Genomic DNA, 25,469 nt, shown 5'->3' with positions numbered 1-25,469 from the left:
TGGCGTGGCCGCAGCGGGCTCGCTCAGGCGAGCGAGAGCGCGACGTCGATGTTGCCGCGGGTGGCCTTCGAGTAGGGGCAGGTCTGGTGGGCCGTCTCGATCAGGTCCAGGGCGGCGTCCCGTTCCAGCCCCGGCAGGCTGACCTGCAGGCGCGCCCGCAGGAAGTAGCCTTCCTCGCCCTGGCACAGCTCCACCTCGGCGTCGATGGCCAGGTTCGCCGGCAGGGCGATCTTCTTCCGCCGCGCGGCGAGGCCCAGCGCGCCTTCGAAGCAGGCCGACCAGCCGGCGGCGAACAGCTGCTCCGGGTTGGTGCCGGTGCCTGGCGTGCCGGGCAGCGAATGGCGGATGTCCAGGCGCCCGTCGTCGCTGCGCGAGGTGCCGCCGTCGCGGGCCCCGGTGGTGTGGACCCTGGCGGTGTAGAGAACGGTTTCGGTGGTCATGGCTGCCTCCTGGCATGTGCTCGTGCATACCGGGTTCGGTATGTGCCGCCGATCAGAGCAGAGGCCGGCTGCCGGGGACGATTGCACGAAGGTATCGAGTGCCCCCGCGCAGCCCCCTGCCCCGTCAACGGCGCCGCTTTCGCCCAGCCGACACCAAGGTATGATGGGCAGCTCCGCCAAGGTGGCGCATGCTCGCGAAACGGCTACCGCCGAGAGAGGATCGGTATGCACAACGAACCCGGCCCTGTCGTCGACAGGCTGCCCGGCCTGGCCTGGACCGCCGCTGCCGACGGCCGGGTCGACTCCGTCAACCGCCCCTGGTGCGCGTACACCGGCCTCCCCGCCGGCGCGGCCCAAGGCGACGGCTGGCAGTCGGTGGTGCACCCCGACGACCTGCCGGCGCTGCTCGAACGCTGGGCCGCCATCCTGCGCTCCGGCCAGGCGCAGGACATGCAGGCGCGCCTGCGGCGTTTCGACGGCGCCTACCGGCGCTTCCTGCTGCGCGTCGAGCGCCTCGACGCCGCCGCCGGCAGCTGGTGCGGCCTGGGCATCGACATCGAGGACCTCGGCCCGGGCCCGGCGACCACCAGCACCCCGGCCCTGGATGCGCTCATCGACAGCATCCCCGGCTTCGTCTGGCGCACCGCGCCCGACGGCAGCGTCGAATTCCTCAACCAGCGCTGGTTCGACTACACCGGCATGACACCCGACGAGGCCCGCGGCACCGGCTGGATGAACGCCGTGCACCCGAGCGACGCGCCGGCGTTGGGCGCGTACTGGCAGGGCCTGCTGGCCGCGGGGCTGGCGGGCGAGTTCGAAGCCCGCCTGCGGCGCTTCGACGGCAGCTACCGCTGGTTCCTGATCCACGCCGTGCCGCAGCGCGACGAGGCCGGCCGCGTGCTCAAGTGGTACGGCGGCAACACCGACATCGACGCACGCAAACGCGCCGAGCTGCTGCTGGCCGGCGAGAAACGCCTGCACAGCCTGATGGCCGGCGGCGCCGCCCTGCCCCTGGTGCTCGAAGCGCTGTGCCAGTTGGTGGAAGCCAGCCTCGACGACTGCCTGTGCGGCATCACCCTGGTCGCGCCCCGGCGCAGCCGCCGCGCCGTGCAGGCACCGGGCGAGCTGCGCCTGCAACCCGGCGCCGGCCCCGGGCTGCCGCCGGGCCTCATGGCTAGCGACGGCCAGGCAGTGGACGCCGGCAACAGCCCTGAATCCCTGGTCGTCCTCGGCGGCGAAACCGTGGTGGTGGCCGACCTGTCCGCCGAAACGCGCTGGCCCGCCTGGTGCGCCACGGCCCTGGCCCACGGCCTGCGGGCGAGCTGGGCGACGCCGGTGATCGCCACCGGCGGCGAAGTGAGCGGCGTCCTCTCGCTGTTCTTCCACCACGCCTGGCAACCCGACGAGGCGCAGCGCAACCGCATCGCGCAGTTCAGCCAACTGGCCAGCATCGCCATCGAGCGCGCCCGCGGCGAGGCCGCGCTGAAGCAGAGCGAGGCCTTCCTCGCCAAGGCCCAGCGCATCAGCCTGACCGGCACCTTCTCCTGGCACGTGGACAACGACGAGATCGCCTGGTCCGACGAGATCTACCGCCTGCTCGACCTGGACCCGGGCCTGACGCCGAGCTTCGAGCTGGTCTATTCGCGGGTCCACCCCGACGACCTCTCGCGCCTCGACGAGGTGTTCCAGCGCCAGCGCCACGCCGCCCGCGACTTCGAGCACGAACACCGGCTGCTGCTGCCCGGCGGCGTGATCCGCCACGTGCACATCGTGGCCCAGGCGATGCGCGACGCCGACGGCGCCCTGGAATACATCGCCGCCGTGCAGGACGTCACCCAGCGGCGCCTCGCCGACGAGGCCCTCTGCAGGGTCCGCGCCGAACTCGCACACGTGGCCCGGGTCGCCAGCCTGGGGGCGCTCACCGCGTCCATCGCCCATGAAGTCAACCAGCCGCTGGCCGGCATCATCACCAACGCCAACACCTGCCTGCGCATGCTCGGCGCCACCCCGCCCAACGTCGACGGCGCCCGCGAGACCGCGCGGCGCACCATCCGCGACGGCAACCGCGCGGCCGACGTGATCAAGCGCCTGCGCGCGCTGTTCGCCAAGGACGGGGTGGCCAGCGAGCCGGTGGACCTCAACGCGGCGGCCCGGGAAGTGCTTGCCATGCTGCAGAACGAACTGCAGCGCAACGGCGTGGCCGTGCTGCCGCAGTTCAACGAGCAGCTGCCGCCCGTGCCCGGCGACCGCGTGCAACTGCAGCAGGTAATCCTCAACCTGATCATCAACGCCATGGACGCCCTGGCCGAGGTGCACGGCCGCCCGCGGCAGCTGCGCATCAGCAGCGGCTACGACCTGGACTCCAGCGTGTTCCTGGCGGTGCGCGACAACGGCAACGGCTTCCCCCCGCAGGACGCCCACCGGCTGTTCGACGCCTTCTACACCACCAAGCGCGCCGGCATGGGCATCGGCCTGCTGGTCAGCCGCTCCATCATCGAACACCATGCCGGGCGGATCTGGGCCACGGCCCACGACGGCCCCGGCGCGACCTTCATCTTTTCCATCCCGCTGCCGGCCGCGGACGCCGACGACGACCACGCCAGGGGGAATGCCCGATGACCACGCCTTTGCTCGTGTCGCTGGTGGATGACGACGAGTCCGTGCGCGAATCGCTGCCGGACCTGCTGCGCGAGTTCGGCTTCGCCGTGCAGGCCTTCGCCTCGGCGCCGGCCTTCCTCGACTCGGACTGCCTCTCGCAGACGCGCTGCCTGATCCTCGACGTGGCCATGCCGGAAATGTCCGGGCCGGAGCTGCAGAAGGAACTGGCCCGGCGCGGCTGGCGCATCCCCATCATCTTCATCACCGCCCATGGCGACGCGGCCACCCGCCCGCGCCTGATCGCCCAGGGCGCCGTGGATTGCCTGCTGAAACCCTTCAGCGAGGCGGAACTGCTCAAGGCGCTCAGCGCCGCGCTACCGGTCGGCTGACGCCGCAGGCCACCAGGAGAACCAGGCATGTTGAACGCTGTCCCTGCCCCCCAGGGGGGAACCCGGCCACAGGCCGACGCCACGCCGCTGGTCTACGTGGTCGACGACGACGTCTCGGTGCGCGAGTCGCTGGAACTGCTGATCCGCTTCGCCGGCTGGCAACCGGTGCTGTTCGATTCCGCCCAGGCCTTCCTCGACCAGCCCGCGGCCCTGGTGCCCAGTTGCCTGGTGCTGGACGTCAACCTGCCCGATCTCAATGGGCTGGACCTGCAGCGCAGCGTGGCCGGCGAGCGCCCGGCCATGCCGATCATCTTCATCACCGGCTATGGCGACGTCCCGCTCACGGTGCGCGCGATGAAGGCCGGGGCGGTGGAATTCCTCACCAAACCCTTCGACGACGACACCCTGCTGCGCGCCATCGCCGAGGCCCTGGCGCACAGCCGCGTGGCCCTGCAGCAGCAGGAAAGGCTGCGCACCCTGCGCGCCGCCTACGCCAGCCTCACACCGCGCGAACGGGACGTGCTGCGCAGGGTCGTTGCCGGGCGCCTGAACAAGCAGGTGGCCGCCGACCTGGGCATCAGCGAGATCACTGTGAAGGCCCACCGCGGCAGGGCCATGCGCAAGATGAAGGCGCGCTCGCTGCCGGACCTGGTGAAGATGGCGGCGCTGCTGGAGATCGCCCCCGACGGCGAGCGCTGAGGCGCCCTCGCCGCCCGGGCTCAGGCCGGGACCGACAGCGGCCGCCGGCAGCCCAGCCAGACCAGCAGGGCCGCCAGCAACTGGCTGCTGGCGAAGAAGCCGAACAGTTCTTGCGTGCTCCACTGCGCGTCGAGCAGCACCCCCGCGATAGCCGGTGACAGGATCGCCCCCAGGCGCCCGGTCGCCAGCACCAGGCCCACGCCACTGGTGCGAATCGCGGTAAAGAAGGCCTGGGGCGCGAGGATGAAAAGCGCCGCGATGGCGCCATTGAGCGACAGCCCCGCGCCGAAGCCAACGGGAATGGCCAGCAGCGAGACGCGGCTGGCCGGCACCAGCAGCGTCATCACCACGGCATTGAGCAGCAGAAGGCCCAACAATAGTTGGCGGCCCCCCGCCCGATTCGCCGCCAGCCCCACCAGCAAGGCGCCGAGCATGCCGCCGAGGCCCAGCAACAGCCCGCCGGTGGAGCCCTGTTTTTCGGAAAAGCCGTTGTGCAGCATCAACGTCGGCGTCCAGCTCATCACGAAGTAATAGCCGAACATCAGCAGCAATAGCGCCAGGGCCAGTGAAGCGGTCAGTTGCCACTGGCCAGATGCGAATAGCTGCCGGAATTCCACGCCTCGCGATAGCCGCAACTGGGCATTCTGTTGCCGGTCGAGCGCCAGGAACTCCGGCGACTCACGCAGCCAGAGTGCACCAGCCGCCACGGCCGCGAGCGTGGCCACGCCGCCGGCTAGAAACACGTAGCGCCAACCAAGCCACTCGTTGAACAGGTGCGCCAGCAGGCCGCCCAGGCTCACGCCCAGCGCGAAGGCGAGGGATTGCAGGGCGATGGCCAGGCTTCGCCGATGCGCTCCGGTGTATTCATGGGCCAGCACATTGGCGCCCACCAGCACCGCGCCGGTGCCGACGCCGGTCAGCATGCGCAGAAGCATCAGCACCTGGTGGTTCGGGCTGCAGAACGACAGCAACATGCTGACGCCGCTGAGCGAAAGGCCCGCCAGCAGCAAGGGCCGGCGCCCATAGCGGTCCGCCCGGGGGCTGATGAACGAGCCGCAGGCCATGCCCACCAGGCTCGCGCTGAGCAGCATGCCGAGCTGGGTCGCACTCAGCCCCCACTCCGCCGAAACGCTGCCGCCGGTGAACGCCATGGCCATCGCATCCAGGCCGTCGATCACGTTGAAGAGCATGCACAGACCGACGACGCCCCACGGGGACGGGGCCATTGCAGCCTTGTTGTTCATAGCCTTGGGCACGCAGCCTGTTTCCTTCTGACGCACTGTTCGAAGCGGTGCTCCACGCAGCCATACCCTTGCGTGCATACCAAGGTATCGACCGACACCATCGTGCAATCGCCGAGGTGGCATCCGGGTGCTTTGATCGACCTGCGCAAGCGGCGCCGAATGCTGGGCCGGAAGCATATTACGTCCCGGCCGCTACAGACAGGACCCCGCGCCTCGAACCCCACCCCACCGGGTTCCGCCAGGAACCTTTCCAAGGAGAGCCCCCAGATGTTCCTGCATCTATCGACCTGGGCCGAGATCGGCCAGTTTCTCGAACGCAGCCGCACCATCGTCATCCCCATCGGCTCCAACGAACAGCACGGCCCCACCGGCCTGCTGGGCACCGACTGGATGTGCCCGGAGATCATCGCCGGCGAGGCGCAGAAGCTGGCGGACATCCTCATCGCCCCGACCTTCAACATCGGTATGGCCCAGCATCACCTGGGCTTCCCCGGCACCATCTCGCTGCGGCCCTCGACCTTCATGGCCGCCATCGGTGACTGGGTGCGCTCGCTGGCCGGCCACGGCTTCGAGAAAATCTTCTTTCTCAACGGCCACGGCGGCAACATCGCCTCGATCGAAGCGGCCTTCTCGGAACTCTATGCCGAAGCGAGTTTCGCCCGGCGCCGCGCCGGCTTCGCCCTGAAGCTGTGCAACTGGTGGGACCTGGAAGGCGTCGATGCCCTGGCGCGGGAGCAGTTCCCCACGGGCCACGGCATCCACGCCACGCCCACCGAGATCGCCGTGACCCAGTGGGCCTATCCGGACTTCATCAAGTCCGCCGAGTATTCGCCACGGATCGCCAACTGGGGCCCCATCCGCGAAGCGCTCGATTTCCGCGCGCGTCACCCGGATGGCCGCATGGGTTCGGACCCGGCGCAAGCCTCCATCGAAAAGGGCCGGCAACTGGTGGCCCTGGCCGCCCAGGGCCTGGTGCAGGAGGTCCAGGCCTTCGGCGACGAGGCGAAACCGGGCTAGAAACCCTTCGGGCTGGCCGCGCGCCCATGGACGGGCGCGCGGCCTTTTTACTACGCCCGGCCCAGCCGTTCGATGGCGCTTGCCACGCCCGCTCCGTACGCCGGGTCCGCCTTGCTGCAGTTATCGATATGCCGCTGTTTGGTCTGCGTCGAGGCGCCCTGGATCGAACGCGCGGTATTGTCGAACAGCGCCTGTTGCTGCTCGAAGGTCATCAGGCGGAACAGCGCGCCGGGCTGGGAGAAATAGTCCTGGTCTTCGCGATGGTCCCAGTGGCCCGCGCTGCCTTGCAGCGCCAGCGGCGGTTCGCTGAAGTCCGGCTGCTCCTGCCATTGCCCGTAGCTGTTGGGCTCGTAGCCCAGGGTGCTGCCGGCGTTGCCGTCGGTGCGCATCTGCCCGTCCCGGTGATAACTGTGGAACGGGCATTTCGGCGCGTTCACCGGAATCTGGTGATGGTTGACGCCCAGGCGGTAGCGCTGTGCATCGCCATAGGAGAACAGCCGCGCCTGCAGCATCTTGTCCGGCGAGAAGCTGATGCCGGGCACCACGTTGGCCGGGCTGAAGGCCGCCTGCTCCACCTCGGCGAAGTAGTTCGCGGGGTTGCGGTTGAGTTCGAGAACGCCGACTTCGATCAGCGGGTAATCGCCGTGCGGCCAGACCTTGGTCAGGTCGAAGGGATTGATCGGGCAGGTCGCCGCGTCCGCCTCCGGCATGATCTGCACGTAGAGCGTCCAGCGCGGGAAGCGGCCTTCCTCGATGCTGCCATACAGGTCGCGCTGGGCGCTTTCGCGGTCCCGGCCGACCAGGGCTTCGGCCTGCTGGTCGGTGAGGTTCTCGATGCCCTGCTGGGTCTTCCAGGTGAACTTCACCCAGGAGCGCTCGTTCTGCCGGCTTATGAAGCTGAAGGTGTGGCTGCCGAAGCCGTGCATGTGCCGGTACGAGCGGGGCAGCCCGCGGTCGCTCATGACGATGGTGACCTGGTGCAGGGCCTCGGGCAGCAGGGTCCAGAAGTCCCAGTTGTTTTCGGCGCTGCGCAAATGGGTGCGCGGGTCGCGCTTGACCGCATGATTGAGGTCGGGGAACTTCAACGGATCGCGCAGGAAGAATACCGGCGTGTTATTGCCCACCAGGTCCCAGTTGCCCTGTTCGGTATAGAACTTTATGGCGAACCCGCGAATGTCACGCTCGGCATCGGCGGCGCCGCGTTCCCCGGCCACGGTGGAAAAGCGCACGAAAACCTCGGTGCTCTTGCCGATCTCGGAAAACAGCCGGGCCTTGGTATAGCGGGTTATGTCGTGGGTGACGGTGAAGGTTCCATGGGCGCCCGAGCCCTTGGCGTGCATGCGCCGTTCGGGAATCACCTCGCGATCGAAGTGCGCGAGCTTTTCCAGCAGCCAGACGTCCTGCAGCAGCACCGGGCCCCTGGGGCCTGCGGTCTGCGAATTGTTGTTGTCGACCACCGGCGCACCAGCGGCTGTCGTGAGCTTTTTCATGGTTTTGTCCTGGATGATTGGCGCAATGAACAAACAATGGGAAACGCCAACCCATCAAACCAAGTTATGCAACCGCCAACCATGATACGAAGGTGTCGCCCGGTAATAGGAAAGTTGTTCGAAGCCGTCCAGTGCCGGATAAAAAAGAATAAACAGGCGGGATATGAATACAGTGGCCAGTTAAGGTAAACAGTTCTGTTTCGTTATATACGGCGCACTCTTCTGCAACGTGCAGAAGAGTGCGCCCTACCCGCCTCAGCCCAGCCGCTGGCGCAACTGCGCCAATTGGCGCATGTCCAGGCTGTCGAAGCCTTCGCTGAGCGCGCAGGCATCGAGCAACTGCGCCGCCTCCGTGTTGCGCCCCTGCTCCAGGTGCAGCTTCGCGCGGTCCATGCCCGCGCGCAGCTCCCAGGCCCGCGCGCCTTGCTGGCGAGCGAGGGCCAGCGATTCGTCGAGCACGGCATCGACCGCCGTGGCGCCCTCGCCCAGCGCCTTGAGCACCTGGGCCTGCAACCGCAGCAGTTCCGGCAGCGCGAAGGCATCGCCGCTGCGCCGGCAGTGCTGGACGCTGCGCTGGATCACCGCCAGGGCCCGCGCGTATTGCCCATCGAGGATCAGGCCTTCGGCCAGGGAAATCTCGAAGGAGGTGGTCAGCAGCTCGTAGCGCATGCCCTGCAGCCGCGACAGGCTCTCCTCCAGCAGCGGCACCGCGCCGCCGGGCTGCTCGCGGCGGATGGCGATGGCCCCGCGCAGGCCCTGCGAGGCCGCCATATATGGGGCAAAGGCATTGGCGTGGGCGATCTGGCTGAAGGCCAGCAGGCTCGCCTCGGCCTGCGCCAGGTCGCCGTTCCAGATGTGGATGCACAGCGTCCACACCAGGGCGATGCAGTAGGTGGCCGGGTGCTTCAGCTCCGCGGCTTCCGCCTCCACTTGCGTGGCGAGGCGCCGCGCCTGGTCCGGGAAGCCCAGCAGCCACAGCGTGCGCGCCAGCGCCAGGCCGGTGCGGTTGTGGTGGTCGAAGCCGTAGTGCAGGGTCCGGCTGCGCTCGGAAGGCAGGCTGTTGCGCAGCGAGCGCTCCAGTTCCTGGCGCGCCAGGCGCTGGTCGCCCAGCAGGTGGTGGGAAATCCCCGCCAGCGAGGCGGCGACGGCGATGGCTTCCGGCTCGCCCAGGCTGTCGCCGATCGCCAGCGCGCGCTCGGCCCAGGCCAGCGACGAGGCGAAGTCGCCGATGCGCTCGTAGAAGATCTGCAGGCGGCCCAGCAGGCGCAGCTGCGCCCAGCGGTCGTCCAGCGCCACGGCGATGTCCAGGGCCCGCAGCAAGGCGGTTTCCGCCGCGCCGCTGTTGCCGCGGGTGAACATCAGCACCAGGCCCAGCGCGGCCTGCAGCTCCATCTCCGTGGGCGTGCCGTGGTAGCCCAGCTCCAGCAGCTCGGTGGCGCGGGCACACCAGGTGCGGCATTCCACCTGCAGCGAGAAGTGCAGGAACAGCGGCGCGCTGGCCGCCGCCAGGGGCAGCGCCAGGCCGGGGTCGCCCTGGGGGCCGAAGCTCCATTCCAGGGCGCTGCGAATGTTGCCGAGCTGGCTGGCCAGGCGCGCGCAGCCGTCGAAGATGTCTTCCGGCGAGCTGCCCAGGCCCTCCAGCAGCTTCAGGTAGAAAAGCGCATGGCGGAAGCCGAGGCTGTGCATCTCGGCCGCGCCGTGGGCCGGCAGCTTGTCGCGGACATAGGCGCGGGTCATTTCCAGCAGGCGGTAGGTGACCGTCGTTTCGCTGCGGTCGACCGTCACCAGTCCCTTGGCGGCGAGTTCGTCCAGGGTGGCGGCGGCTTCCAGCTCGTCGATCCGGGCATCGGCGACGATCTGCGAGGCCGCCTGCAGCGAGAACGGCCCGACGAACACCGCCAGGCGGTCGAACACCAGGCGCTGCGGGGGGCTGAGCAGGTCGTAGCTCCAGTCGAGCATCGCCCGCAGCGTCTGGTGGCGCGGCTGCGCGGTGCGCCAGCCGGCCCAGCCGAGCGAGAAACGTTCGCCCAGCAGGGCGTGGGTGGCCTTGACCCCGTGGCTGGCGGCGCGCATCGCCGCCAGCTCGATCGGCAGCGCCATGCCGTCCAGGCGCCGGCACATGTCGGCGACCAGCTGGGCGTCGCCCTCCTCCAGCGCCAGCGAGGCGTTGCCGGCCTTCGCCCGTTCGACGAACAGCCGCACCGCCGGGAATGCCAGCAGTTGCTCCAGGCTCAGCCCCTCGCTGTCGGCGGGAAAGCCCAGCGGCCCCAGCCAGTGCACCTGCTCGCCGCGCACCCGCAGCGGCTCGCGGCTGGTGGCCAGCAGCGCGACGCCGGGCGCGGCCTCGCCGATGCGCTCGGCGACGGCGGACACCGCATCCACCAGGTGCTCGCAGTTGTCGATGATCAGCAGCAACCGCTGCCCGCGCAGGTGGGCGAGCAGCACGAACAGCGGGTCCTCGACCTGCACGGGAATGCCCAGCGAGGCGGCCAGGGCGGAAGGCACCAGCGCCGCATCCTCGACCTGCGCCAGGTCGACGAAGCGCACCGGCTCCAGGCGCTCGCCGGCGGCGCGGTGGCCCACCTCGACGGCGAGGCTGGTCTTGCCGACGCCGCCGGTGCCGACGATGGTGAACAGCCGCGGCTGCGCCAGGCGCTCCAGCACCAGGGCCACGTCGGCCTCGCGGCCGAACAGCCTGGCCCGCGGCGGCAGGCCGCCTACGCTTTCGCCGAGCGGCGCCACGGGCGCGGCCGAAGGCGCTGCGTCCAGGGCCGGGCGCCGGTTCACCGGGGCGACGAAGGCGTAGCCGACGCCGACCTGGGTGGCGATGTAGCGCGCGCCCTGCTCGCCGTCGCCGAGCGCGCGGCGCAGGCTGTTCATGTGAAAGCGCAGGCTGCCCTCTTCCACCACCACGTCGGGCCAGACGCGCTTGATCAGCTCGCGCTTGGACAGCACCTGGCCCGGCTTCTCCAGCAGGGCGATGAGCAGGTCGAGGGCGCGGCCGCCGATCTCCACCGGCTCGCCATCGCGGCTGAGCAGGCGCTTGCCGGGCGTGACGCGGAAGGGGCCGAACTCGAGGGACGGGTCAAAGGAATCGTGCAATGCGTCCGTTACGGACTCCACGGGAAGTACTCTCGGGCTCGGAAATCCTACGAGGATAGGCGTTTTGCGCGGGCGATCAAGCCCGCGACGGCGGCCGTGTGCACGCCGCCACAGGCTGCGCGGGCCGTCTAGCGCAGGCTCAGCAGCAGCGGAATGTTGCCGCGGGTGGCCTTGGAGAAGGGGCAGCTCTGCCGGGCGGCGTCCAGCAGGCAGCGGGCCAGCTCCGCCTCGACGCCGGGCAGCGAGATGGCCAGGTGCGCCCGCAGGAAGAAGCCGTGCTCGCCGTGCACCAGGTCCACGTCCGCCTCCACCGTGGCATCGGGGGGAAACGGGACTTTCCGGGCGTTGGCGGCATGCCGCAGCGCACCGATGAAACTGGCCGACCAGCCGACGGCCAGGAGCTGCTCCGGGTTGGTGCCCTGGCCCGGCGCGCCCGGCGGCGAAAAGCGCAGGTCCAGGCGGCCATCGTCGCTGCGCGCGATGCCGTCGCGGCCACCGAGGGTGCGGGTGTGCGCGGTGTAGAGAACCTTCTCGATCGACTGCATCGGTACTTCCTGACGAACGATGACCGGCGGGCCCGGCGACTCAGAGCACCCGCGCGCACTTGCGGCTGGTGCGGGAAAGACGCTGCCCGGGGCCGGCCTTCGGCAACAGCGCCTGCGCCGCCGCGCGCCGCTGGTATTCGCCCAGCTCCTGGCGGGCGATGTCGAGCAGCCAGGCACGGAAAGGGCCGGCGGGGTCATAGCTGGCGCGCCGTGAATCCACGGCCTTGAGAGTCGCGCGCAGGACCTCGCCGAGGTCCTCCAGGCGCACCCGGCCGGCCTGTACCTGCCCTTCGAAGAACGCCACGAGCAGCGGAACCAACGCCTTGAGCAGGCGCGGCGACGCCTCGCCGCCGCCCTGCTGCGCCTGGGCCAGCAATGCACCGAATTCCGCATTGCTGCAGCGCCCTGCCAGGCTCATGCAGCCGATACCTTCAGTCATTCGCCCAACCTCCCTTTCCCAAGCAGCCCTGCATTGACTGTCCTGCGCCTTGGCGTGAGGACAGGGACTGCTCATGAGGATGGGGCAGGAGTGCCAAGGCTGCCCGTTATATGCTGTTAGCGTCTGTTAGGCGTGCACAATGTGCTGTTCACTTAAGAAAAATGCCGTTTCTCTCCATGGGAGAAGCGGCATTTTCATGTGGGGTGGGGTTATGGCTTCGTTTGTGAGCCCTTGCACTCAACCTAACATCGTCATTCCCGCGAACGCGGGAACCCAGCTGCCTTCTTGCTCGGTGTAGCGCGCCGCTCCGAGTTTGCGGATGTCTTTTGTTTCGCCCCCTCGGGCGAGTCCCTTTTGTCAAACGCCACAAAAGGAACCAAAAAGGCTTGCCCCAACATATGGGCCCGATGGAGCCGGGCTACCCTCGCGAACTCCCCCGCCACGGAGGCCCGCCCCGAGGGTACGTCCCTGTAGCCCACGGGGCTCTCGCGACATCCATGTCGCATGACCTCCTGAGCGCCGGTTTCGCTCGGCCTTCTGAAGGGGCGTTTCGGAGTGCGCGGATGTTTCTCTGGAAGTCCAAGAGCAAACGCGCTTTTGCTTTTGCTTTTGCTTTTCGTAGGAGCGAGCTTGCTCGCGAACCCAAAGTCTCTGGGTTCCCGCGTTCGCGGGAATGACGGGGGATGGTTAGGCGTTTCAGGATGACTCAGGATTTTCCGGCGGCTCAGGACAGCCCCCTCTCCCTTCAGGGAGAGGGCTGGGGAGAGGGTGCTCTTGAACCCAACACCTACGTCACCGGTAACCACTGTTCGCGAGCAAGCTCGCTCCTACAGTTCCATGAAGGGCATCGGCGCGCCGGCCAACGGCGTATAACCGCGAACGGTTATACGCCCTACGCACCTCCCGGCTGACGCTGCGTTATCCACCCACTCCAAACGGCCCCCTCTCCCTCCGGGAGAGGGCTGGGGTGAGGGAGCGGAGCCAGGCTGGAGCACCTTTGCTGAACCACCGCATATGCATTACATCGTTTTATTGCGGCTACATTTAATACAGATGCCGGAACCAAGTATCCGGGCTCCATCGATTCTCATCCTTCATATCCACAAAGATGCCCCGCAGATGCTCTTCGGCGAATCTTCCGAATCATCGGCTTCGAATAAATACAACCACCCCATCAATAATCCTCATGTTCTCCGACCGACAGAAAGACTCCGGTTTTTATTCCCCCGGCGGTCTTCGAAGCATTGGCGTGCGAAAGGAACATGAACTTTACTGAATGATCTTCCTCGCTGTCGCAGGCCAATAGTCGTCGACCGGGAAGTTTGGCCGTCCGCATTCGCGCGGGCGCACGATATGAGGAGATTCCGTCCATGGCCAAAGTGCTGTGTGTCCTCTACCCCGATCCACTGGCCGGCTACCCTCCCCGCTATGCGCGCAGCGACATTCCGCACATCGATGCCTACGCCGATGGGCAGACGGCTCCCTCGCCCCAGCCGCCGCTCGGTTTCACGCCCGGCGAGCTGGTGGGCTGCGTTTCCGGCGAGCTTGGCCTGCGCGCCTACCTGGAACAGGCGGGACACGAGCTGCTGGTGACCAGCGACAAGGACGGCCCGGACTCCGAGTTCGAGCGCTGGCTGCCCGAGGCCGAGGTGGTGATTTCCCAGCCGTTCTGGCCCGCCTACCTGACCGCCGAGCGGATCGCCAAGGCGCCCAGGCTGAAGCTCGCGGTCACCGCCGGCATAGGTTCCGACCACGTCGACCTGGCTGCGGCCGCGGCGGCCCGCATCACCGTCGCCGAGGTCACCGGCTCGAACTGCATCAGCGTCGCCGAGCACGTGGTGATGATGGTGCTGGCCCTGGTGCGCAATTACCTGCCCGCCCACGAGATCGCCTGCAACGGCGGCTGGAACATCGCCGACTGCGTGGCGCGCAGCTACGACATCGAGGGCCTGCATTTCGGCGCCATAGGCGCGGGGCGCATCGGCCTGGCCGTGCTGCGCCGGCTCAAGCCCTTCGACCTGCACCTGCACTACACCCAGCGCCACCGCCTGGCCCCGGCCATCGAGGCGGAGCTGGGGCTGACCTACCACGCGGACGTCGCCTCGCTGGTGGCGGCGGTCGACATCGTCAACCTGCAGGTGCCGCTCTACCCGTCCACCGAGGGGTTGCTGGACGACGCCATGTTCGCCCGGATGAAGCGCGGTACCTACCTGATCAATTGCGCGCGCGGCAAGCTGGTGGAGCGCGACGCCGTGGTGCGCGCGCTGGAATCCGGGCAGCTCGCCGGCTATGCCGGCGACGTCTGGTTCCCGCAGCCCGCGCCGGCGGACCATCCCTGGCGCAGCATGCCGTTCAACGGCATGACGCCGCACATGTCCGGCACCTCGCTTTCGGCCCAGGCCCGCTATGCCGCGGGCACCCTGGAGATTCTCCAGAGCCACTTCGCCGGCCAGCCGATCCGCGAGGAATACCTGATCGTCGACGGCGGCGCGCTCGCCGGCACCGGCGCCCGGTCCTACCAGTTGAAATGAGCCTGCAAGAGGAGCACCGCGTGTCCACAGCCGTTCCCCAGTCGGTCACCGCCCCGCTGAGCCGGGCCGCCATCTTCCTGGTGCTGACGATCAACCCCGGCCAGGCCGGCGAAACCGCCGTGCGCGCGTTGTGCGCCGACATGCCCGGCCTGTTGCGGGCCATCGGGTTCCGCGCCCCGCAGGGGCTGCTGTCCTGCGTCATGGGCTTCGGCTCGGCGGCCTGGGACCGTCTCTTCGGCCAGCCCAGGCCGCGGGAGCTGCACCCCTTCCGCGAAATCCAGGGCGCGCACCACGCCGTGTCCACCCCGGGCGACCTGCTGTTCCACATCCGCGCCGAGCGCATGGACCTGTGCTTCGAGCTGGAAACGCAGATCATGGCCCGCCTCGGCGACGCCGTGGCCACCGCCGACGAGGTGCAGGGCTTCAGCTACTTCGATGCCCGCGACCTGCTGGGCTTCGTCGACGGCACGGAGAACCCGGCGGGCCAGGCCGCGCTGGACGCCACCCTGATCGCCGGCGAGGACGAGAACTTCGTCGCCGGCAGCTACGTCATCGTGCAGAAGTACCTGCACGACCTGGCCCAGTGGAACGCGCTGCCGGTGGCCGAGCAGGAACGGATCATCGGCCGGCACAAGCTCTCCGACATAGAGCTGGACGACGCCGTCAAGCCGAGCAATGCGCACAACGCCCTGACCACGATCATCGAAGACGGCGAACAACTGGAAATCCTGCGCGACAACATGCCCTTCGGCGATATCGCCAAGGGTGAGTTCGGCACCTATTTCATCGGCTACGCCCGTTCGCCGCGACGCATCGAACGGATGCTCGAGAACATGTTCATCGGCCTGCCCCCGGGCAACTACGACCGCCTGCTGGACTTCAGCCGCGCGGTGACCGGCAGCCTGTTCTTCGTGCCTTCGGCCAGTTTTCTCGAACACGTAACCCCGGACGCCAGCGTAGCTGCCGCCCCTGCCCTCCCCGCGCAGGACGGCGTACCCCCGCTGGCGCCCCGCGACGGCTCCCTCGGCATTGGCTCACTAAAGGAAGCAGGCAATGAATAACCTCCACCGTGAACTCGCCCCCATCTCCGACAAGGCCTGGGCCCAGATCGACGAAGAGGCCACGCGCACCCTCAAGCGCCACCTCGCGGCCCGCCGCGTGGTCGACGTGCCGCCGCCGGGCGGCCTCGGCCTGTCCGCGGTGGGCACCGGCCACCTGCATGCGTTGCAGGCCCCGGCGGAGGGTATCCAGGCCGCCCAGCGCGATGCCCGGGCGATCGTCGAGCTGCGCGTGCCCTTCGAGCTGAGCCGCCAGGCGATCGACGACGTGGAGCGCGGTTCGGACGATTCGGACTGGGACCCGCTGAAGGACGCCGCCCGCAAGCTGGCCTTCGCCGAGGACCGCGCGGTGTTCGACGGCTATGCCGCGGCCGGCATCCAGGGCATCCGCCAGGCCAGCAGCAACGCCGGCGTGGTGCTGCCGGCCAACGTGCGCGGCTACTCCGGCGCCGTGGCGCAGGCGCTGAGCCAGTTGCGCCTGGCCGGCGTCAACGGCCCCTATGCCCTGGTGCTGGGCGCGGACGCCTATACCGCGGCGAGTGGCGGCAGCGACGAGGGTTACCCGGTCTTCCACCACATGGAGCAGCAGGTGGACGGCGGCATCATCTGGGCCCCGGCGCTGGAAGGCGGGTTCGTGCTCAGCACGCGCGGCGGGGATTTCGAGCTGGACATCGGCCAGGACATCTCCATCGGCTATACGAGCCACAGCGCGACCAGCGTGGAGCTGTACTTCCTGGAGACCTTCACCTTCCGGGTGCTCACCAGCGAGGCCAGCGTGGTGTTGACGCCGGGGAAAAAAGGATAATCGCGGACGGAGTCCGCTCCTACGTTCCAGGAAGCACGGGCGTAGGAGCGGACTCCGTCCGCGATTGGGTTCATCGCCCACGCCGGACACCTCGGTGGCACGGACGGCGGCGCATAACCGCGAACGGTTATGCGCCCTACACATGTTCCCACCGAACCCACCTGTAGGAGCGGGCCCTGCCCGCGATTTCGCGCGCAGGGCGCGCTCCTGCATGGAGTAGCGTAGGTATGGGGCTGCGTGGCCCGCTCTTCGTAGGATGGGTTGAGCGAAGCGATACCCATCAATGCGAGCTAGCTGAGAATCCAGGACTCCACGACCTCCTCGCCATAGGCGTCCTTCCAGCCCAGCAGCGTCTTGTGGTCGCGGTTGTTGGTCCGCACCGTCTCGCCGGTGTGCGGGTTGCGGTAGACCTTGCGGGCGCGGATCTTCTGGTATTTCACGCCCTTGGCCTGGTCGCCGTTGGCGATCCAGTCGGCATCGGTCTCGAGAATTTCGATGACGTCCTCCAGGGTCTTGTCGTACTCGCCCATCAGCTCGCGGAGCGATTCCACGAACGCCTGGTTGTCGAGTTCGGCGTCGTTTTCCTGGGCGGCGTCGTCACGGACTGAATCTTTATCGTCTTTCATCGCAAGGCTCCGTTATCGGTATCTGTACGGGCCGGCACGGGCGGCCCGCTGGAATTCGGAAAAAAGCGTCCCCGCGCCGGGGGCGGCCGCGCTCGGGCGCGGCCACCGCCAGCTGTCGTGTGGCTCGTGGGGAGTTAGTGGTAGGCGTCTGCGGCGGTGACCTTGCCGCGGAACACGTGGTAGCTCCAGAAGGTGTACATGAGGATGATCGGGATGATGAACAGCGCGCCGATCAGGGCGAACAGCTGGCTGGACGGCGGCGAGGCGGCCTGCCAGAGGTCGATGGCCGGCGGGATGATCTTCGGCCAGATGCTCACCGCCAGGGCGAGGTAGCCGAGGAACATCAGGGCCAGCACGCTGATGAACGGCAGGTGCGAATGGCGCTTGCGCAGGTTCGACTGGACCAGGCACATCGACGCCACCGCCAGCGCGGCGATCACCGCGAAGAGCACCCAGTGGCGCCCGGAGAACCACAGCTGGGCGATGTTCGGGTGCAGCCAGGCGGTCCAGGCGCAGATCACCACGATCACCGCCGCCAGCAGGTAGGTCAGCGGCCGGCTGTAGTGGCGCATGCGCGACTCCAGCATGCCCTCGGTCTTCACCAGCAGCCAGGTGCTGCCCAGCAGCGCGTAGGCCACCACCAGGCCCAGGCCGCAGAACAGCGGGAACGGCGACAGCCAGTCCAGCGGGCCGCCGGCGAACTGCCGGTCCAGCACCGGGATGCCGTCGATGTAGGTGCCGATGGCCACGCCCTGGAAGAAGGTCGCCAGGAAGGAGCCGGCGATGAACGCCTTGTCCCAGATGTGGCGCTTCTGCGGCTTGGCCTTGAAGCGGAACTCGAAGGCCACGCCGCGGAAGATCAGCCCGGCCAGCACCAATACCAGCGGCAGGTACAGCGCCTCCAGGATCACCGAATAGGCCAGCGGGAAGGCCCCGTAGAGCGCGGCGGCGCCCAGCACGGCCCAGGTTTCGTTGCCGTCCCACACCGGGGCGACGGTGTTCATCATCACGTCGCGTTCACTGGAGTCGGACACCAGCGGGAAGAGAATGCCCAGCCCCAGGTCGAAGCCGTCCATGATCACGTACATCATCAGCCCGAAGGCGATGATCACGCCCCAGATGACCGACAGGTCGATGCCTTGAATACCCATGTTGCAACCTCCTCAGCCGGCAACCGACATAGGTCTGCGGATGCTGGAAGGCCCGGCGGGCTCGCTGTCCAGCGGATCGATCAGGTGCTGCTGGCCAGGCCCCTTGCGCACCAGGCGCATCATGTAGCCCAGGCCGACGGTGAACACCGAGAAGTAGATGACCACGAACAGCGCCAGGGTCAGGCTCATCTGCGCGACGTTGTGGTTGGAGACCGCCTGGTTGGTGCGCAGCATGCCGTAGACCACCCAGGGCTGGCGGCCCATCTCGGTGGTGAACCAGCCGGCGAGCAGCGCGATCAGCCCGGAGGGGCCCATCGCCAGCACCAGGCCCAGGAAGGCGCGGTTGCGGTACAGCGCGCCAGCGCGGCGCAGCACCAGGGCGGCCAGGGCGCAGAGGATCATCAGCATCCCCAGCCCGGCCATCAGGCGGAAGCTCCAGAACACCACGGTGGAGTTCGGCCGGTCCTGCGGGGCGAAGCTCTTCAGCGCCGGAATCTGCTTGTCCAGGCTGTGGGTCAGGATCAGGCTGCCCAGGTACGGCACTTCGAGGCTGTAGCGGGTCCGCTCGGCCTGCATGTCCGGGATGCCGAAGAGGATCAGCGGCGTCGGCTCGCCCGGCTCGTTCTCCCAGTGCCCCTCGATGGCGGCGATCTTCGCCGGCTGGTGCTCCAGGGTGTTCAGGCCGTGGGCGTCGCCCACCAGCACCTGCAGCGGCGCCACGCCCAGCACCATCCACATGGCCATCGACAGCATGGTCCGCGTGGCCGGGTTGTCGCGCCCGCGCAGCAGGTGCCAGGCGGCCGAGGCGCCGACGAAGAAGGCGGTGGACAGGTAGGCGGCCAGCGCCATGTGCACCAGGCGGTAGGGGAAGGACGGGTTGAAGACGATCTTCAGCCAGTCCAGCGGCACCACGCGCCCATCGACGATGCCGATGCCCTGGGGCGTCTGCATCCAGCTGTTGGACGAGAGGATCCAGAACATCGAGATCATGGTGCCGATGGCCACCATCACCGTGGCGAAGAAGTGCAGGCGGCGCCCCACCCGGTCCCAGCCGAAGAGCATCACGCCGAGGAAGCCGGCTTCCAGGAAGAACGCCGTCAGCACCTCGTAGGTCAGCAGCGGCCCGGTGATGCTGCCGGCGTAGTCGGAGAAGCGCGCCCAGTTGGTGCCGAACTCGTAGGCCATGACCAGGCCGGAGACCACGCCCATGCCGAAGTTCACCGCGAATATCTTCGACCAGAACTTGTAGAGGTCCTTGTAGACCGCGTTGCCGGACTTCAGCCAGAGCCCTTCGAGCACTGCCAGGAAGCTGGCCAGGCCGATGGTGATGGCCGGGAAGATGATGTGGAAAGAGACCGTGAACGCGAACTGAATCCGCGCCAGGTCCAACGCCTGTAGGTTCAACATGGCGAAACCCTTATTGATCGCTCATTCATGAAATGCCGGCAGCCGTCCTCCGGCTGCCGCACGGGAGTCCGCCTCAGGCGACAGTCGAATGGATCCGATTGTCTTCCCGGGCCTTCTCCAGCCTGATCGCGATGAACTTGGAAGTTGGCGTGAAGGTGCGCTCGCCATAGCTTTCCAGCGGCACCAGCGGGTTGGTCTCCGGGTAGTAGGCCGCGGCCTGCCCGGCCGGCAGGTCGTAGGCCACTAGCCGGAAGCCGTGGACGCGGCGCTCGATGCCGTCTTCCCAGAGCGACACCAGGTCGACCTTCTCGCCCGGCTCGAAGCCCAGGCGGCGGATGTCCCGCTCGTTGGCGAAGACCACCTCGCGCAGGCCGAACACCCCGCGGTAGCGGTCGTCCAGGCCGTACAGGGTGGTGTTGTACTGGTCGTGGGAACGCAGCGTCTGGAGGATCAGGTCGGGCCGCTCGCCGCGGGCCAGCACCGCCTGGTTGACCAGCTCCAGCGGCAGTTCGCTGGGGGTGAAGCCGGCCTTGCCGCTGGCGGTCTTCCAGACCCGCTCGGCCGCGTCGTTGCCCAGGTGGAAGCCGCCGGGGTGCTGCAGCCGCGCGTTGAAGTCGGCGAAGCCGGGGATGACGTCGGCGATCAGGTCGCGGATGTGCCCGTAGTCGGCGATGGCCCAGTCCCAGTCGATCGGACGGTTGCCCAGGGTGGCCTTGGCGATGCCGGCGATGATCGCCGGTTCCGAGCGCAGGTGCGGCGAGCGCGGCTTCAGCTGGCCGTGGGAGATGTGCACCATGCTGAAGGTGTCTTCCACGGTGACGCCCTGGGGCCCTTCGGCCTGCATGTCGACCTCGGTGCGGCCCAGGCACGGCAGGATCAGCGCGTCGCGGCCGGTGACCAGGTGCGAGCGGTTGAGCTTGGTGGCGATGTGCACGGTCAGCTCGCAGTTGCGCAGCGCGGCGTGGGTGCGCGGGGTGTCCGGGGTGGCCTGGGCGAAGTTGCCGCCCAGGGCCAGGAACACCTTGGCGCGCCTGGCTTCCATGGCCTGGATGGCGAGTACGGCGTTGTCGCCGTGGCCACGCGGCGCCTTGAACCTGAAGCGTTTCTCCAGGGCATCCAGCAGCCAGGTCGGCGGCTTCTCGTCGATGCCCATGGTGCGGTCGCCCTGCACGTTGCTGTGGCCGCGCACCGGCGACAGGCCGGCGCCGGGCTTGCCGACGTTGCCGCGCAGCAGTTGCAGGTTGACCACCTCCTGGATGGTCGGCACCGAGTGGCGGTGCTGCGTCAGGCCCATGGCCCAGCACATGATCACGCGCTCGGCGCGGCGGTACATGCGCGCCGCCAGCTCGATCTCGGCCAGGCTCAGGCCGGACTGGCCGACGATGTGCTCCCAGGGGGTGGCGTCCACCGCCGCCAGGTAGTCGTCCAGGCCGCTGGTGTGCTCGCGGATGAAGGCGTGGTCGAACACCGGCGGCTCGCCGTTGGCCTGAGCCTCGCGCTCCCACTGCAGGAGGAACTTGGCCATGCCGCGGAACATCGCCATGTCGCCGCCCAGGGCCGGGCGGAAGTAGGCGGTGTTGGTCGGCTCCGAGCCGTTGCTGAGCATCTCGAAGGGGTGCTGCGGGTGCTGGAAACGCTCCAGGCCGCGTTCCTTCAGCGGGTTGATGCAGATCACCTGGGCGCCGCGGTGCACGGCCTCGCGCAGCGGTTCGAGCATGCGCGGGTGGTTGGTGCCGGGGTTCTGGCCGATGACGAAGATGGCGTCGGCCTTCTCCAGGTCGTCGAAGACCACGGTGCCCTTGCCCACCCCGAGGGTTTCCGCCATGCCCAGGCCGCTGGCCTCGTGGCACATGTTCGAGCAGTCGGGGAAGTTGTTGGTGCCGAAGGCGCGGACGAACAGCTGGTAGAGGAAGGCCGCCTCGTTGCTGGCCCGGCCGGAGGTGTAGAACTCCGCCTCGTCCGGCGACTTCAGCGCCTTCAGGTGCCGGGCGATCAGGGCGAAGGCCTCGTCCCAGGTGGTTTCCACGTAGTGGTCGGTGGCCGCGTCATAGCGCATGGGATGGGTCAGGCGGCCCTGGTATTCGAGCCAGTAGTCGCTCTGCCCGGCCAGCGCGCTGACGCTGTACTTGGCGAAGAAGTCGGGGTCGACGGAGCGCCCGGTGGATTCCCAGTTGACCGCCTTGGCGCCGTTCTCGCAGAACTTCACCAGGCCGTTCTCGGGCGACTCGCCCCAGGCGCAGCCGGGGCAGTCGAAGCCGCTGTTCTGGTTGGTCTTGAGCATCGCCCGCAGGTTCTTGACCGCGTTCTCGCTGCCCAGCCAGCTCTTGGTCACGCTCTTGAGCGCGCCCCAGCCGGCGGCCGGTCCGGTGTAGCTCCTTATATGTTCGTCTTGGCTCATTCAGGCATTCCTCGATTACACGCAGAGAATGAAAGTTCTCAGGCAGAAAAAGGCGACGCTAAGAGCACGCCAATATCGGAACGCTGAGCGAGCAACTTCCTTGCGCGAAACTTGCTGTTCGCAACACTGGGTGAGTTGTGTTCAGGTCCAAGTTCCAGGGCCTTTTTTCGAACAATCGGCCTGAAAGCTGGAAAGACATTGGTTCGCCTTGTGACATCAGGCTATTGAGAAGCGGAGATTGCGTCCAATCGAAATAAATTAAACCCTGATCAGAACCGTCTATCAGTCCTGGAATGCCCGCAGTAGAAGGGCGGAATGGACAATTAAGGCGCTTGATAGACCACTCTTATCAACCGGTAATCAAAAGCAATTTGACGCCCCTGGGCGAACTGACTAGCCTCACCTCGAAGATCGCCAGAGCATTAATAAAAAGATGCCAACGCCTGCGTGCAAAGAGCAATGAACGATCACTTCGAGAGGCAACTCGGAATTGAATGAAAATACTGGCGAACTCATCGACGGTTTCAATCGGAAGATCGATTACCTGCGCATGTCGGTGACCGACCGCTGCGACTTCCGCTGCGTGTACTGCATGGCCGAGAACATGCAGTTCCTGCCGCGCCAGCGCATCCTCACCCTCGACGAGCTGTACCGCGTGGCGGAGCGCTTCGTCGCCCTGGGCACGCGCAAGATCCGCCTCACCGGCGGCGAGCCCCTGGTGCGCCAGGGCATCGTCGAGCTGTGCGCGCGCATCGCCGCCCTGCCCGGCCTGCGCGAGCTGTGCATGACCAGCAACGGCTCGCAGCTCCAGCGCCTGGCGCAGCCGCTGCACGACGCCGGCCTGGCGCGGCTGAACATCAGTCTCGACAGCCTGGATGCGCAGCGCTTCAAGGCGCTTACCCGCACCGGCGACCTGCAGCAGGTGATCGCCGGCATCGACGCCGCGCGCAGCGCCGGCTTCCGCCACACCAAGCTCAACTGCGTGGTGCTCAAGGGCCGCAACGACCACGAGGTGGTCGACCTGGTGCGCTTCGCCATCGACCGCCAGCTGGACATCTCCTTCATCGAGGAAATGCCCCTGGGCGTGATCAGCGAGCACCAGCGCGGCGAGTCCTACTGTTCCAGCGACGAGGTGCGCCAGCGCATCGGCGAGCGGTTCACCCTCATCGAATCCGCCGAATCCACCCAGGGCCCGTCGCGCTACTGCCGCCTGGCCGAGGCGCCGGAAATCCGCATCGGTTTCATCTCGCCGCACAGCCACAACTTCTGCGGCAGCTGCAACCGCGTGCGCCTGACCGTCGAGGGCCGCCTGCTGCTGTGCCTGGGCAACGAGCATTCGGCCGACCTCAAGCAGGTGCTGCGCGCCCACCCCGGCGACGCCGAACGGCTGGACAAGGCGATCCGCCAGGCCATGCGGCTCAAGCCCCAGCGCCACCATTTCGAGGTCGGCGGCGAAGTGCAGATCCTGCGCTTCATGAACATGACCGGCGGCTAGCCGCCCACCTGGAATCGCCATGATCGTCCAACCGCAACCCGACATGCTGCGCGTGCTGTTCACGCTCAAGGGCTCCATCGCCAAGCGCATCGCCTTCCGCAGCCTGATGGTCACCATCCTGGCGGCGCTGATCGTGCTGGTGGAGGAACACCACCCGGCGTTCTTCGCGCGGGTCAACGCCACGCCCTTCACCCTGCTGGGCCTGTCGCTGTCGATCTTCATGAGCTTCCGCAACAACGCCTGCTACGACCGCTGGTGGGAAGGCCGCAAGACCTGGGGCAAGGTGATCATCGACATGCGCTCGTTCATCCGCGAGAGCGTCGCCATCACCGACGCCGCCCTGCGCGAACGCCTGCTGCGCGCGCTCTGCGGCTACGCCCACGCGCTCAACGCGCGGCTGCGCAACGAGGACGAGCTGAAGGCCGCCCGCCCCTGGCTCGCCAGCGACACGCCGATCGCCGCGCACAACGTCACCGACGGCATCCTCCAGCACATCGGCAGCGTCTGCTCGCAGCTGGCCGAAGAAAAACGCATCAGCGAATGGCGCTACGTGACGCTGGAGCAGCGCCTGGCCGCCTTCACCGATGCCCAGGGCGTGTGCGAGCGGATCAAGGCGACGCCCATCCCCTTCCCCTACACCCTGCTGCTGCACCGCACCATCTACATCTTCTGCATCCTGCTGCCCTTCGCCATGGCCGAGCCGCTGGGCTGGATGGCGCCCATCTTCACCACCATCGTCAGCTACACCTTCTTCGGCCTGGACGCCATCAGCAACGAGCTGGAAGACCCCTTCGGCCGCGAAGAGAACGACCTGCCCACCGACGCCATGGTCCGCGTCATCGAGCGCGACATCCTCGGCGCCCTGGGCTGCAAGGACCTGCCGCCGCCCCTGCAGCCGGTGGACTACGTCCTCAGCTGAGCGCCGAGGCTGGCTCGGTACGCCGAGGGCGGCATGCCCTCCCAGCGCTTGAAGGCGCGGCGGAAGTTGGCCAGGTCGGTGTAGCCCAGGGTGTAGGCGATTTCCTCGATGCTCAGGTGGCCGGCCTTCAGGTGCTCGATGGCCAGGGTGCGGCGCACGTCCTCGAGGATCAGCTTGAATGACGTCCCCTCCGCCAGCAGGTGGCGGTGCAGGGTGCGCGGCGTCATGTGGAACAGGCGCGCGGTGACCTTCAGGCTGGGGAAGCCGTTGTGCTTCTCCAGCATGGCGCGCCGCACCCGGGCGCCCATGGAGGCGGTTTCGCCCAGCCGCTCCAGCTCCCGCCGGCAGATCGCTTCGGCCTCGCGGAAGGCCGCGGGGTCGGCCAGCTTCAGCGGCTGGTCGATGACCGCCAGGTCCAGGCTGAAGCCGGCCCAGGGCTGCCCGTAGGCCACCGGGCAGCGGAACAGCTCCTCGGCCAGCGCGGCGTAGGGCTGCTCCGCGAACGGCAGCCTGACCTGGCGCAGCGGGCAACTGCCGAGGGTCATCGCCGCGAAGATGTTGCTGACCGCCAGCATCACTGCCTCCAGCACCGTGCGCTCGATGTCGCCCAGGGCATAGCCGGGCTGGAAGCGCACCTGTACCTGCCCTGCCCGCTCATCGCATTCGTAGCTCAGGCTGAACAGCGTGGTGCGCAGCGCCAGGTAGCGCTGCAGCAACTCCAGGGCCTGGCGCAGGGTGCCGCTCTGCATCGCCGCATAACCGAGGATGCCGTGGGTGTTGACCACCAGGCGCTCGCCGATCAGCAGCCCCAGCGCCGGTTCCGCCGTCAGCGCGATGGCGTCGCGCAGCAGTTGCTGGAACTGCGGGAAACCGAGCTGGAAGCCCGGCTCGTCGAGCTGGCGCTCGTCCAGGCCGCTGCGGGCGAACCAGGCCTGCGCGTCCTTCTGCATGGCCCGCAGCTGCTCGGCGATCTGTCGCAGGTAGGGCATTGGCAATACGAAGTCCGACAAGGGCTCGACCTCACAGGGTTCCGGGGGGCGCGAAGATGTCAACAAATGACCCCTGGAATGTCAATCGGGAACCTCTCCGCCGCCCGCCGCCGTCCCTAGCATTGAA

20 protein-coding genes are annotated in these 25,469 nt (G+C 67.8%); 9 read left to right on the top strand and 11 right to left on the bottom strand.

Features of this window, described 5'->3' with window-relative positions; translation table 11 throughout:
• Positions 1-23 precede the first annotated feature (23 nt).
• Positions 24-440, bottom strand: a complete 417-nt coding sequence (locus M8R19_RS32785; RefSeq protein ID WP_074983849.1) for an organic hydroperoxide resistance protein — start codon at positions 438-440, stop codon at positions 24-26.
• A gap of 225 nt (positions 441-665) precedes the next feature.
• Here M8R19_RS32785 and M8R19_RS32780 point away from each other — a divergent pair, with 225 nt between their 5' ends.
• The 3 genes from M8R19_RS32780 to M8R19_RS32770 are packed head-to-tail and all read left to right on the top strand — an operon-like array spanning position 666 to position 4,126.
• Positions 666-3,059: a PAS domain-containing protein gene (locus M8R19_RS32780; RefSeq protein ID WP_249920091.1), complete on the top strand. Its 2,394-nt coding sequence runs from the start codon at positions 666-668 to the stop codon at positions 3,057-3,059.
• The gene (locus M8R19_RS32775) at positions 3,056-3,427 is read left to right on the top strand and encodes a response regulator (protein ID WP_249920090.1); all 372 of its coding nucleotides are present in this window, start codon (positions 3,056-3,058) and stop codon (positions 3,425-3,427) included. The genes M8R19_RS32780 and M8R19_RS32775 overlap by 4 nt, the downstream gene beginning before the upstream one ends.
• Before the next feature lie 27 nt (positions 3,428-3,454).
• Positions 3,455-4,126: a response regulator transcription factor gene (locus M8R19_RS32770; protein ID WP_249920089.1), complete on the top strand. Its 672-nt coding sequence runs from the start codon at positions 3,455-3,457 to the stop codon at positions 4,124-4,126.
• A gap of 20 nt (positions 4,127-4,146) precedes the next feature.
• On the opposite strand, the gene M8R19_RS32765 is transcribed toward M8R19_RS32770, so the two are convergent.
• Positions 4,147-5,382: an MFS transporter gene (locus tag M8R19_RS32765; protein ID WP_502943052.1), complete on the bottom strand. Its 1,236-nt coding sequence runs from the start codon at positions 5,380-5,382 to the stop codon at positions 4,147-4,149.
• A gap of 255 nt (positions 5,383-5,637) precedes the next feature.
• Between M8R19_RS32765 and M8R19_RS32760 the strand changes: the two genes are divergently transcribed.
• The gene (locus tag M8R19_RS32760) at positions 5,638-6,387 is read left to right on the top strand and encodes a creatininase family protein (protein WP_249920088.1); all 750 of its coding nucleotides are present in this window, start codon (positions 5,638-5,640) and stop codon (positions 6,385-6,387) included.
• Between the two features lie 50 nt (positions 6,388-6,437).
• On the opposite strand, the gene M8R19_RS32755 is transcribed toward M8R19_RS32760, so the two are convergent.
• From M8R19_RS32755 to M8R19_RS32740, 4 genes are all read right to left on the bottom strand, one after another.
• A complete protein-coding gene (locus tag M8R19_RS32755; RefSeq protein ID WP_249920087.1) occupies positions 6,438-7,877 on the bottom strand; it encodes a catalase in 1,440 nt (479 codons plus the stop codon).
• Positions 7,878-8,132: 255 nt separating this feature from the next.
• Positions 8,133-11,000, bottom strand: coding sequence for an ATP-binding protein (locus M8R19_RS32750; protein ID WP_249920086.1), 2,868 nt, complete (start codon positions 10,998-11,000; stop codon positions 8,133-8,135).
• Between the two features lie 107 nt (positions 11,001-11,107).
• Complete coding sequence (locus tag M8R19_RS32745) at positions 11,108-11,524, bottom strand: organic hydroperoxide resistance protein (RefSeq protein ID WP_074983863.1); 417 nt, start codon at positions 11,522-11,524, stop codon at positions 11,108-11,110.
• Positions 11,525-11,564: 40 nt separating this feature from the next.
• Positions 11,565-11,963: a hypothetical protein gene (locus M8R19_RS32740; protein ID WP_084302072.1), complete on the bottom strand. Its 399-nt coding sequence runs from the start codon at positions 11,961-11,963 to the stop codon at positions 11,565-11,567.
• A gap of 1,370 nt (positions 11,964-13,333) precedes the next feature.
• Here M8R19_RS32740 and M8R19_RS32735 point away from each other — a divergent pair.
• Genes M8R19_RS32735 through M8R19_RS32725 form a run of 3 tightly spaced genes read left to right on the top strand, consistent with a single transcriptional unit; the run spans position 13,334 to position 16,357 of the window.
• Positions 13,334-14,494, top strand: a complete 1,161-nt coding sequence (locus tag M8R19_RS32735) for an NAD-dependent formate dehydrogenase (protein WP_249920085.1) — start codon at positions 13,334-13,336, stop codon at positions 14,492-14,494.
• Complete coding sequence (locus M8R19_RS32730; RefSeq protein WP_249920084.1) at positions 14,491-15,555, top strand: Dyp-type peroxidase; 1,065 nt, start codon at positions 14,491-14,493, stop codon at positions 15,553-15,555. Before M8R19_RS32735 ends, M8R19_RS32730 begins: the two co-directional genes overlap by 4 nt.
• Positions 15,548-16,357, top strand: coding sequence for a family 1 encapsulin nanocompartment shell protein (locus M8R19_RS32725; protein ID WP_249920083.1), 810 nt, complete (start codon positions 15,548-15,550; stop codon positions 16,355-16,357). The genes M8R19_RS32730 and M8R19_RS32725 overlap by 8 nt, the downstream gene beginning before the upstream one ends.
• Positions 16,358-16,647: 290 nt before the next feature.
• Here M8R19_RS32725 and M8R19_RS32720 read toward each other — a convergent pair whose 3' ends face one another.
• From M8R19_RS32720 to M8R19_RS32705, 4 genes are all read right to left on the bottom strand, one after another.
• Positions 16,648-16,983 carry a histone-like nucleoid-structuring protein, MvaT/MvaU family gene (locus M8R19_RS32720; protein ID WP_116424510.1) on the bottom strand — a complete coding sequence of 112 codons (336 nt, stop codon included), beginning with the start codon at positions 16,981-16,983 and terminating at the stop codon, positions 16,648-16,650.
• A 134-nt stretch (positions 16,984-17,117) separates the two neighbouring features.
• Positions 17,118-18,134 (bottom strand): cytochrome d ubiquinol oxidase subunit II, encoded by a 1,017-nt coding sequence (gene cydB, locus M8R19_RS32715; RefSeq protein WP_074983875.1) that lies wholly within the window; start codon positions 18,132-18,134, stop codon positions 17,118-17,120.
• Between the two features lie 12 nt (positions 18,135-18,146).
• Complete coding sequence (locus M8R19_RS32710; RefSeq protein WP_249920082.1) at positions 18,147-19,541, bottom strand: cytochrome ubiquinol oxidase subunit I; 1,395 nt, start codon at positions 19,539-19,541, stop codon at positions 18,147-18,149.
• 73 nt (positions 19,542-19,614) lie between these two features.
• The gene (locus M8R19_RS32705) at positions 19,615-21,939 is read right to left on the bottom strand and encodes an FdhF/YdeP family oxidoreductase (RefSeq protein ID WP_249920081.1); all 2,325 of its coding nucleotides are present in this window, start codon (positions 21,937-21,939) and stop codon (positions 19,615-19,617) included.
• 490 nt (positions 21,940-22,429) lie between these two features.
• On the opposite strand from M8R19_RS32705, the gene moaA reads away from it, so the two are divergent.
• Both moaA and M8R19_RS32695 read left to right on the top strand, forming a co-directional pair.
• Entirely contained in the window at positions 22,430-23,434 is a 1,005-nt protein-coding gene (moaA, locus tag M8R19_RS32700) for a GTP 3',8-cyclase MoaA (protein ID WP_074983884.1), read from the top strand.
• A 19-nt stretch (positions 23,435-23,453) separates the two neighbouring features.
• Positions 23,454-24,353: a bestrophin family protein gene (locus M8R19_RS32695; RefSeq protein ID WP_074983886.1), complete on the top strand. Its 900-nt coding sequence runs from the start codon at positions 23,454-23,456 to the stop codon at positions 24,351-24,353.
• Here M8R19_RS32695 and M8R19_RS32690 read toward each other — a convergent pair.
• Positions 24,338-25,342, bottom strand: coding sequence for an AraC family transcriptional regulator (locus M8R19_RS32690; RefSeq protein ID WP_249920080.1), 1,005 nt, complete (start codon positions 25,340-25,342; stop codon positions 24,338-24,340). The genes M8R19_RS32695 and M8R19_RS32690 overlap by 16 nt on opposite strands.
• Positions 25,343-25,469: the final 127 nt, after the last annotated feature.

It is taken from the genome of Pseudomonas sp. R3.Fl (genome assembly GCF_023516765.1).
In the GTDB taxonomy this organism is placed as follows: domain Bacteria; phylum Pseudomonadota; class Gammaproteobacteria; order Pseudomonadales; family Pseudomonadaceae; genus Pseudomonas; species Pseudomonas citronellolis.
Note: the sequence above shows the minus strand (reverse complement) of the source record. Positions and strands in the feature narration are given on the sequence as shown.

Excerpts from the sequence above, each read along its gene's own strand:
- M8R19_RS32735 (WP_249920085.1), top strand. The coding sequence starts at position 13,334 with ATGGCCAAAGTGCTGTGTGTCCTCTACCCCGATCCACTGGCCGGCTAC.
- M8R19_RS32780 (WP_249920091.1), top strand. The coding sequence starts at position 666 with ATGCACAACGAACCCGGCCCTGTCGTCGACAGGCTGCCCGGCCTGGCC.
- M8R19_RS32710 (WP_249920082.1), bottom strand. The coding sequence starts at position 19,541 with ATGTTGAACCTACAGGCGTTGGACCTGGCGCGGATTCAGTTCGCGTTC.
- M8R19_RS32730 (WP_249920084.1), top strand. The coding sequence starts at position 14,491 with ATGAGCCTGCAAGAGGAGCACCGCGTGTCCACAGCCGTTCCCCAGTCG.
- M8R19_RS32770 (WP_249920089.1), top strand. The coding sequence starts at position 3,455 with ATGTTGAACGCTGTCCCTGCCCCCCAGGGGGGAACCCGGCCACAGGCC.
- M8R19_RS32740 (WP_084302072.1), bottom strand. The coding sequence starts at position 11,963 with ATGACTGAAGGTATCGGCTGCATGAGCCTGGCAGGGCGCTGCAGCAAT.
- cydB (WP_074983875.1), bottom strand. The coding sequence starts at position 18,134 with ATGGGTATTCAAGGCATCGACCTGTCGGTCATCTGGGGCGTGATCATC.
- M8R19_RS32785 (WP_074983849.1), bottom strand. The coding sequence starts at position 440 with ATGACCACCGAAACCGTTCTCTACACCGCCAGGGTCCACACCACCGGG.
- M8R19_RS32755 (WP_249920087.1), bottom strand. The coding sequence starts at position 7,877 with ATGAAAAAGCTCACGACAGCCGCTGGTGCGCCGGTGGTCGACAACAAC.
- M8R19_RS32720 (WP_116424510.1), bottom strand. The coding sequence starts at position 16,983 with ATGAAAGACGATAAAGATTCAGTCCGTGACGACGCCGCCCAGGAAAAC.
- M8R19_RS32725 (WP_249920083.1), top strand. The coding sequence starts at position 15,548 with ATGAATAACCTCCACCGTGAACTCGCCCCCATCTCCGACAAGGCCTGG.
- M8R19_RS32760 (WP_249920088.1), top strand. The coding sequence starts at position 5,638 with ATGTTCCTGCATCTATCGACCTGGGCCGAGATCGGCCAGTTTCTCGAA.
- M8R19_RS32745 (WP_074983863.1), bottom strand. The coding sequence starts at position 11,524 with ATGCAGTCGATCGAGAAGGTTCTCTACACCGCGCACACCCGCACCCTC.
- M8R19_RS32705 (WP_249920081.1), bottom strand. The coding sequence starts at position 21,939 with ATGAGCCAAGACGAACATATAAGGAGCTACACCGGACCGGCCGCCGGC.
- M8R19_RS32775 (WP_249920090.1), top strand. The coding sequence starts at position 3,056 with ATGACCACGCCTTTGCTCGTGTCGCTGGTGGATGACGACGAGTCCGTG.
- M8R19_RS32690 (WP_249920080.1), bottom strand. The coding sequence starts at position 25,342 with ATGCCCTACCTGCGACAGATCGCCGAGCAGCTGCGGGCCATGCAGAAG.
- M8R19_RS32695 (WP_074983886.1), top strand. The coding sequence starts at position 23,454 with ATGATCGTCCAACCGCAACCCGACATGCTGCGCGTGCTGTTCACGCTC.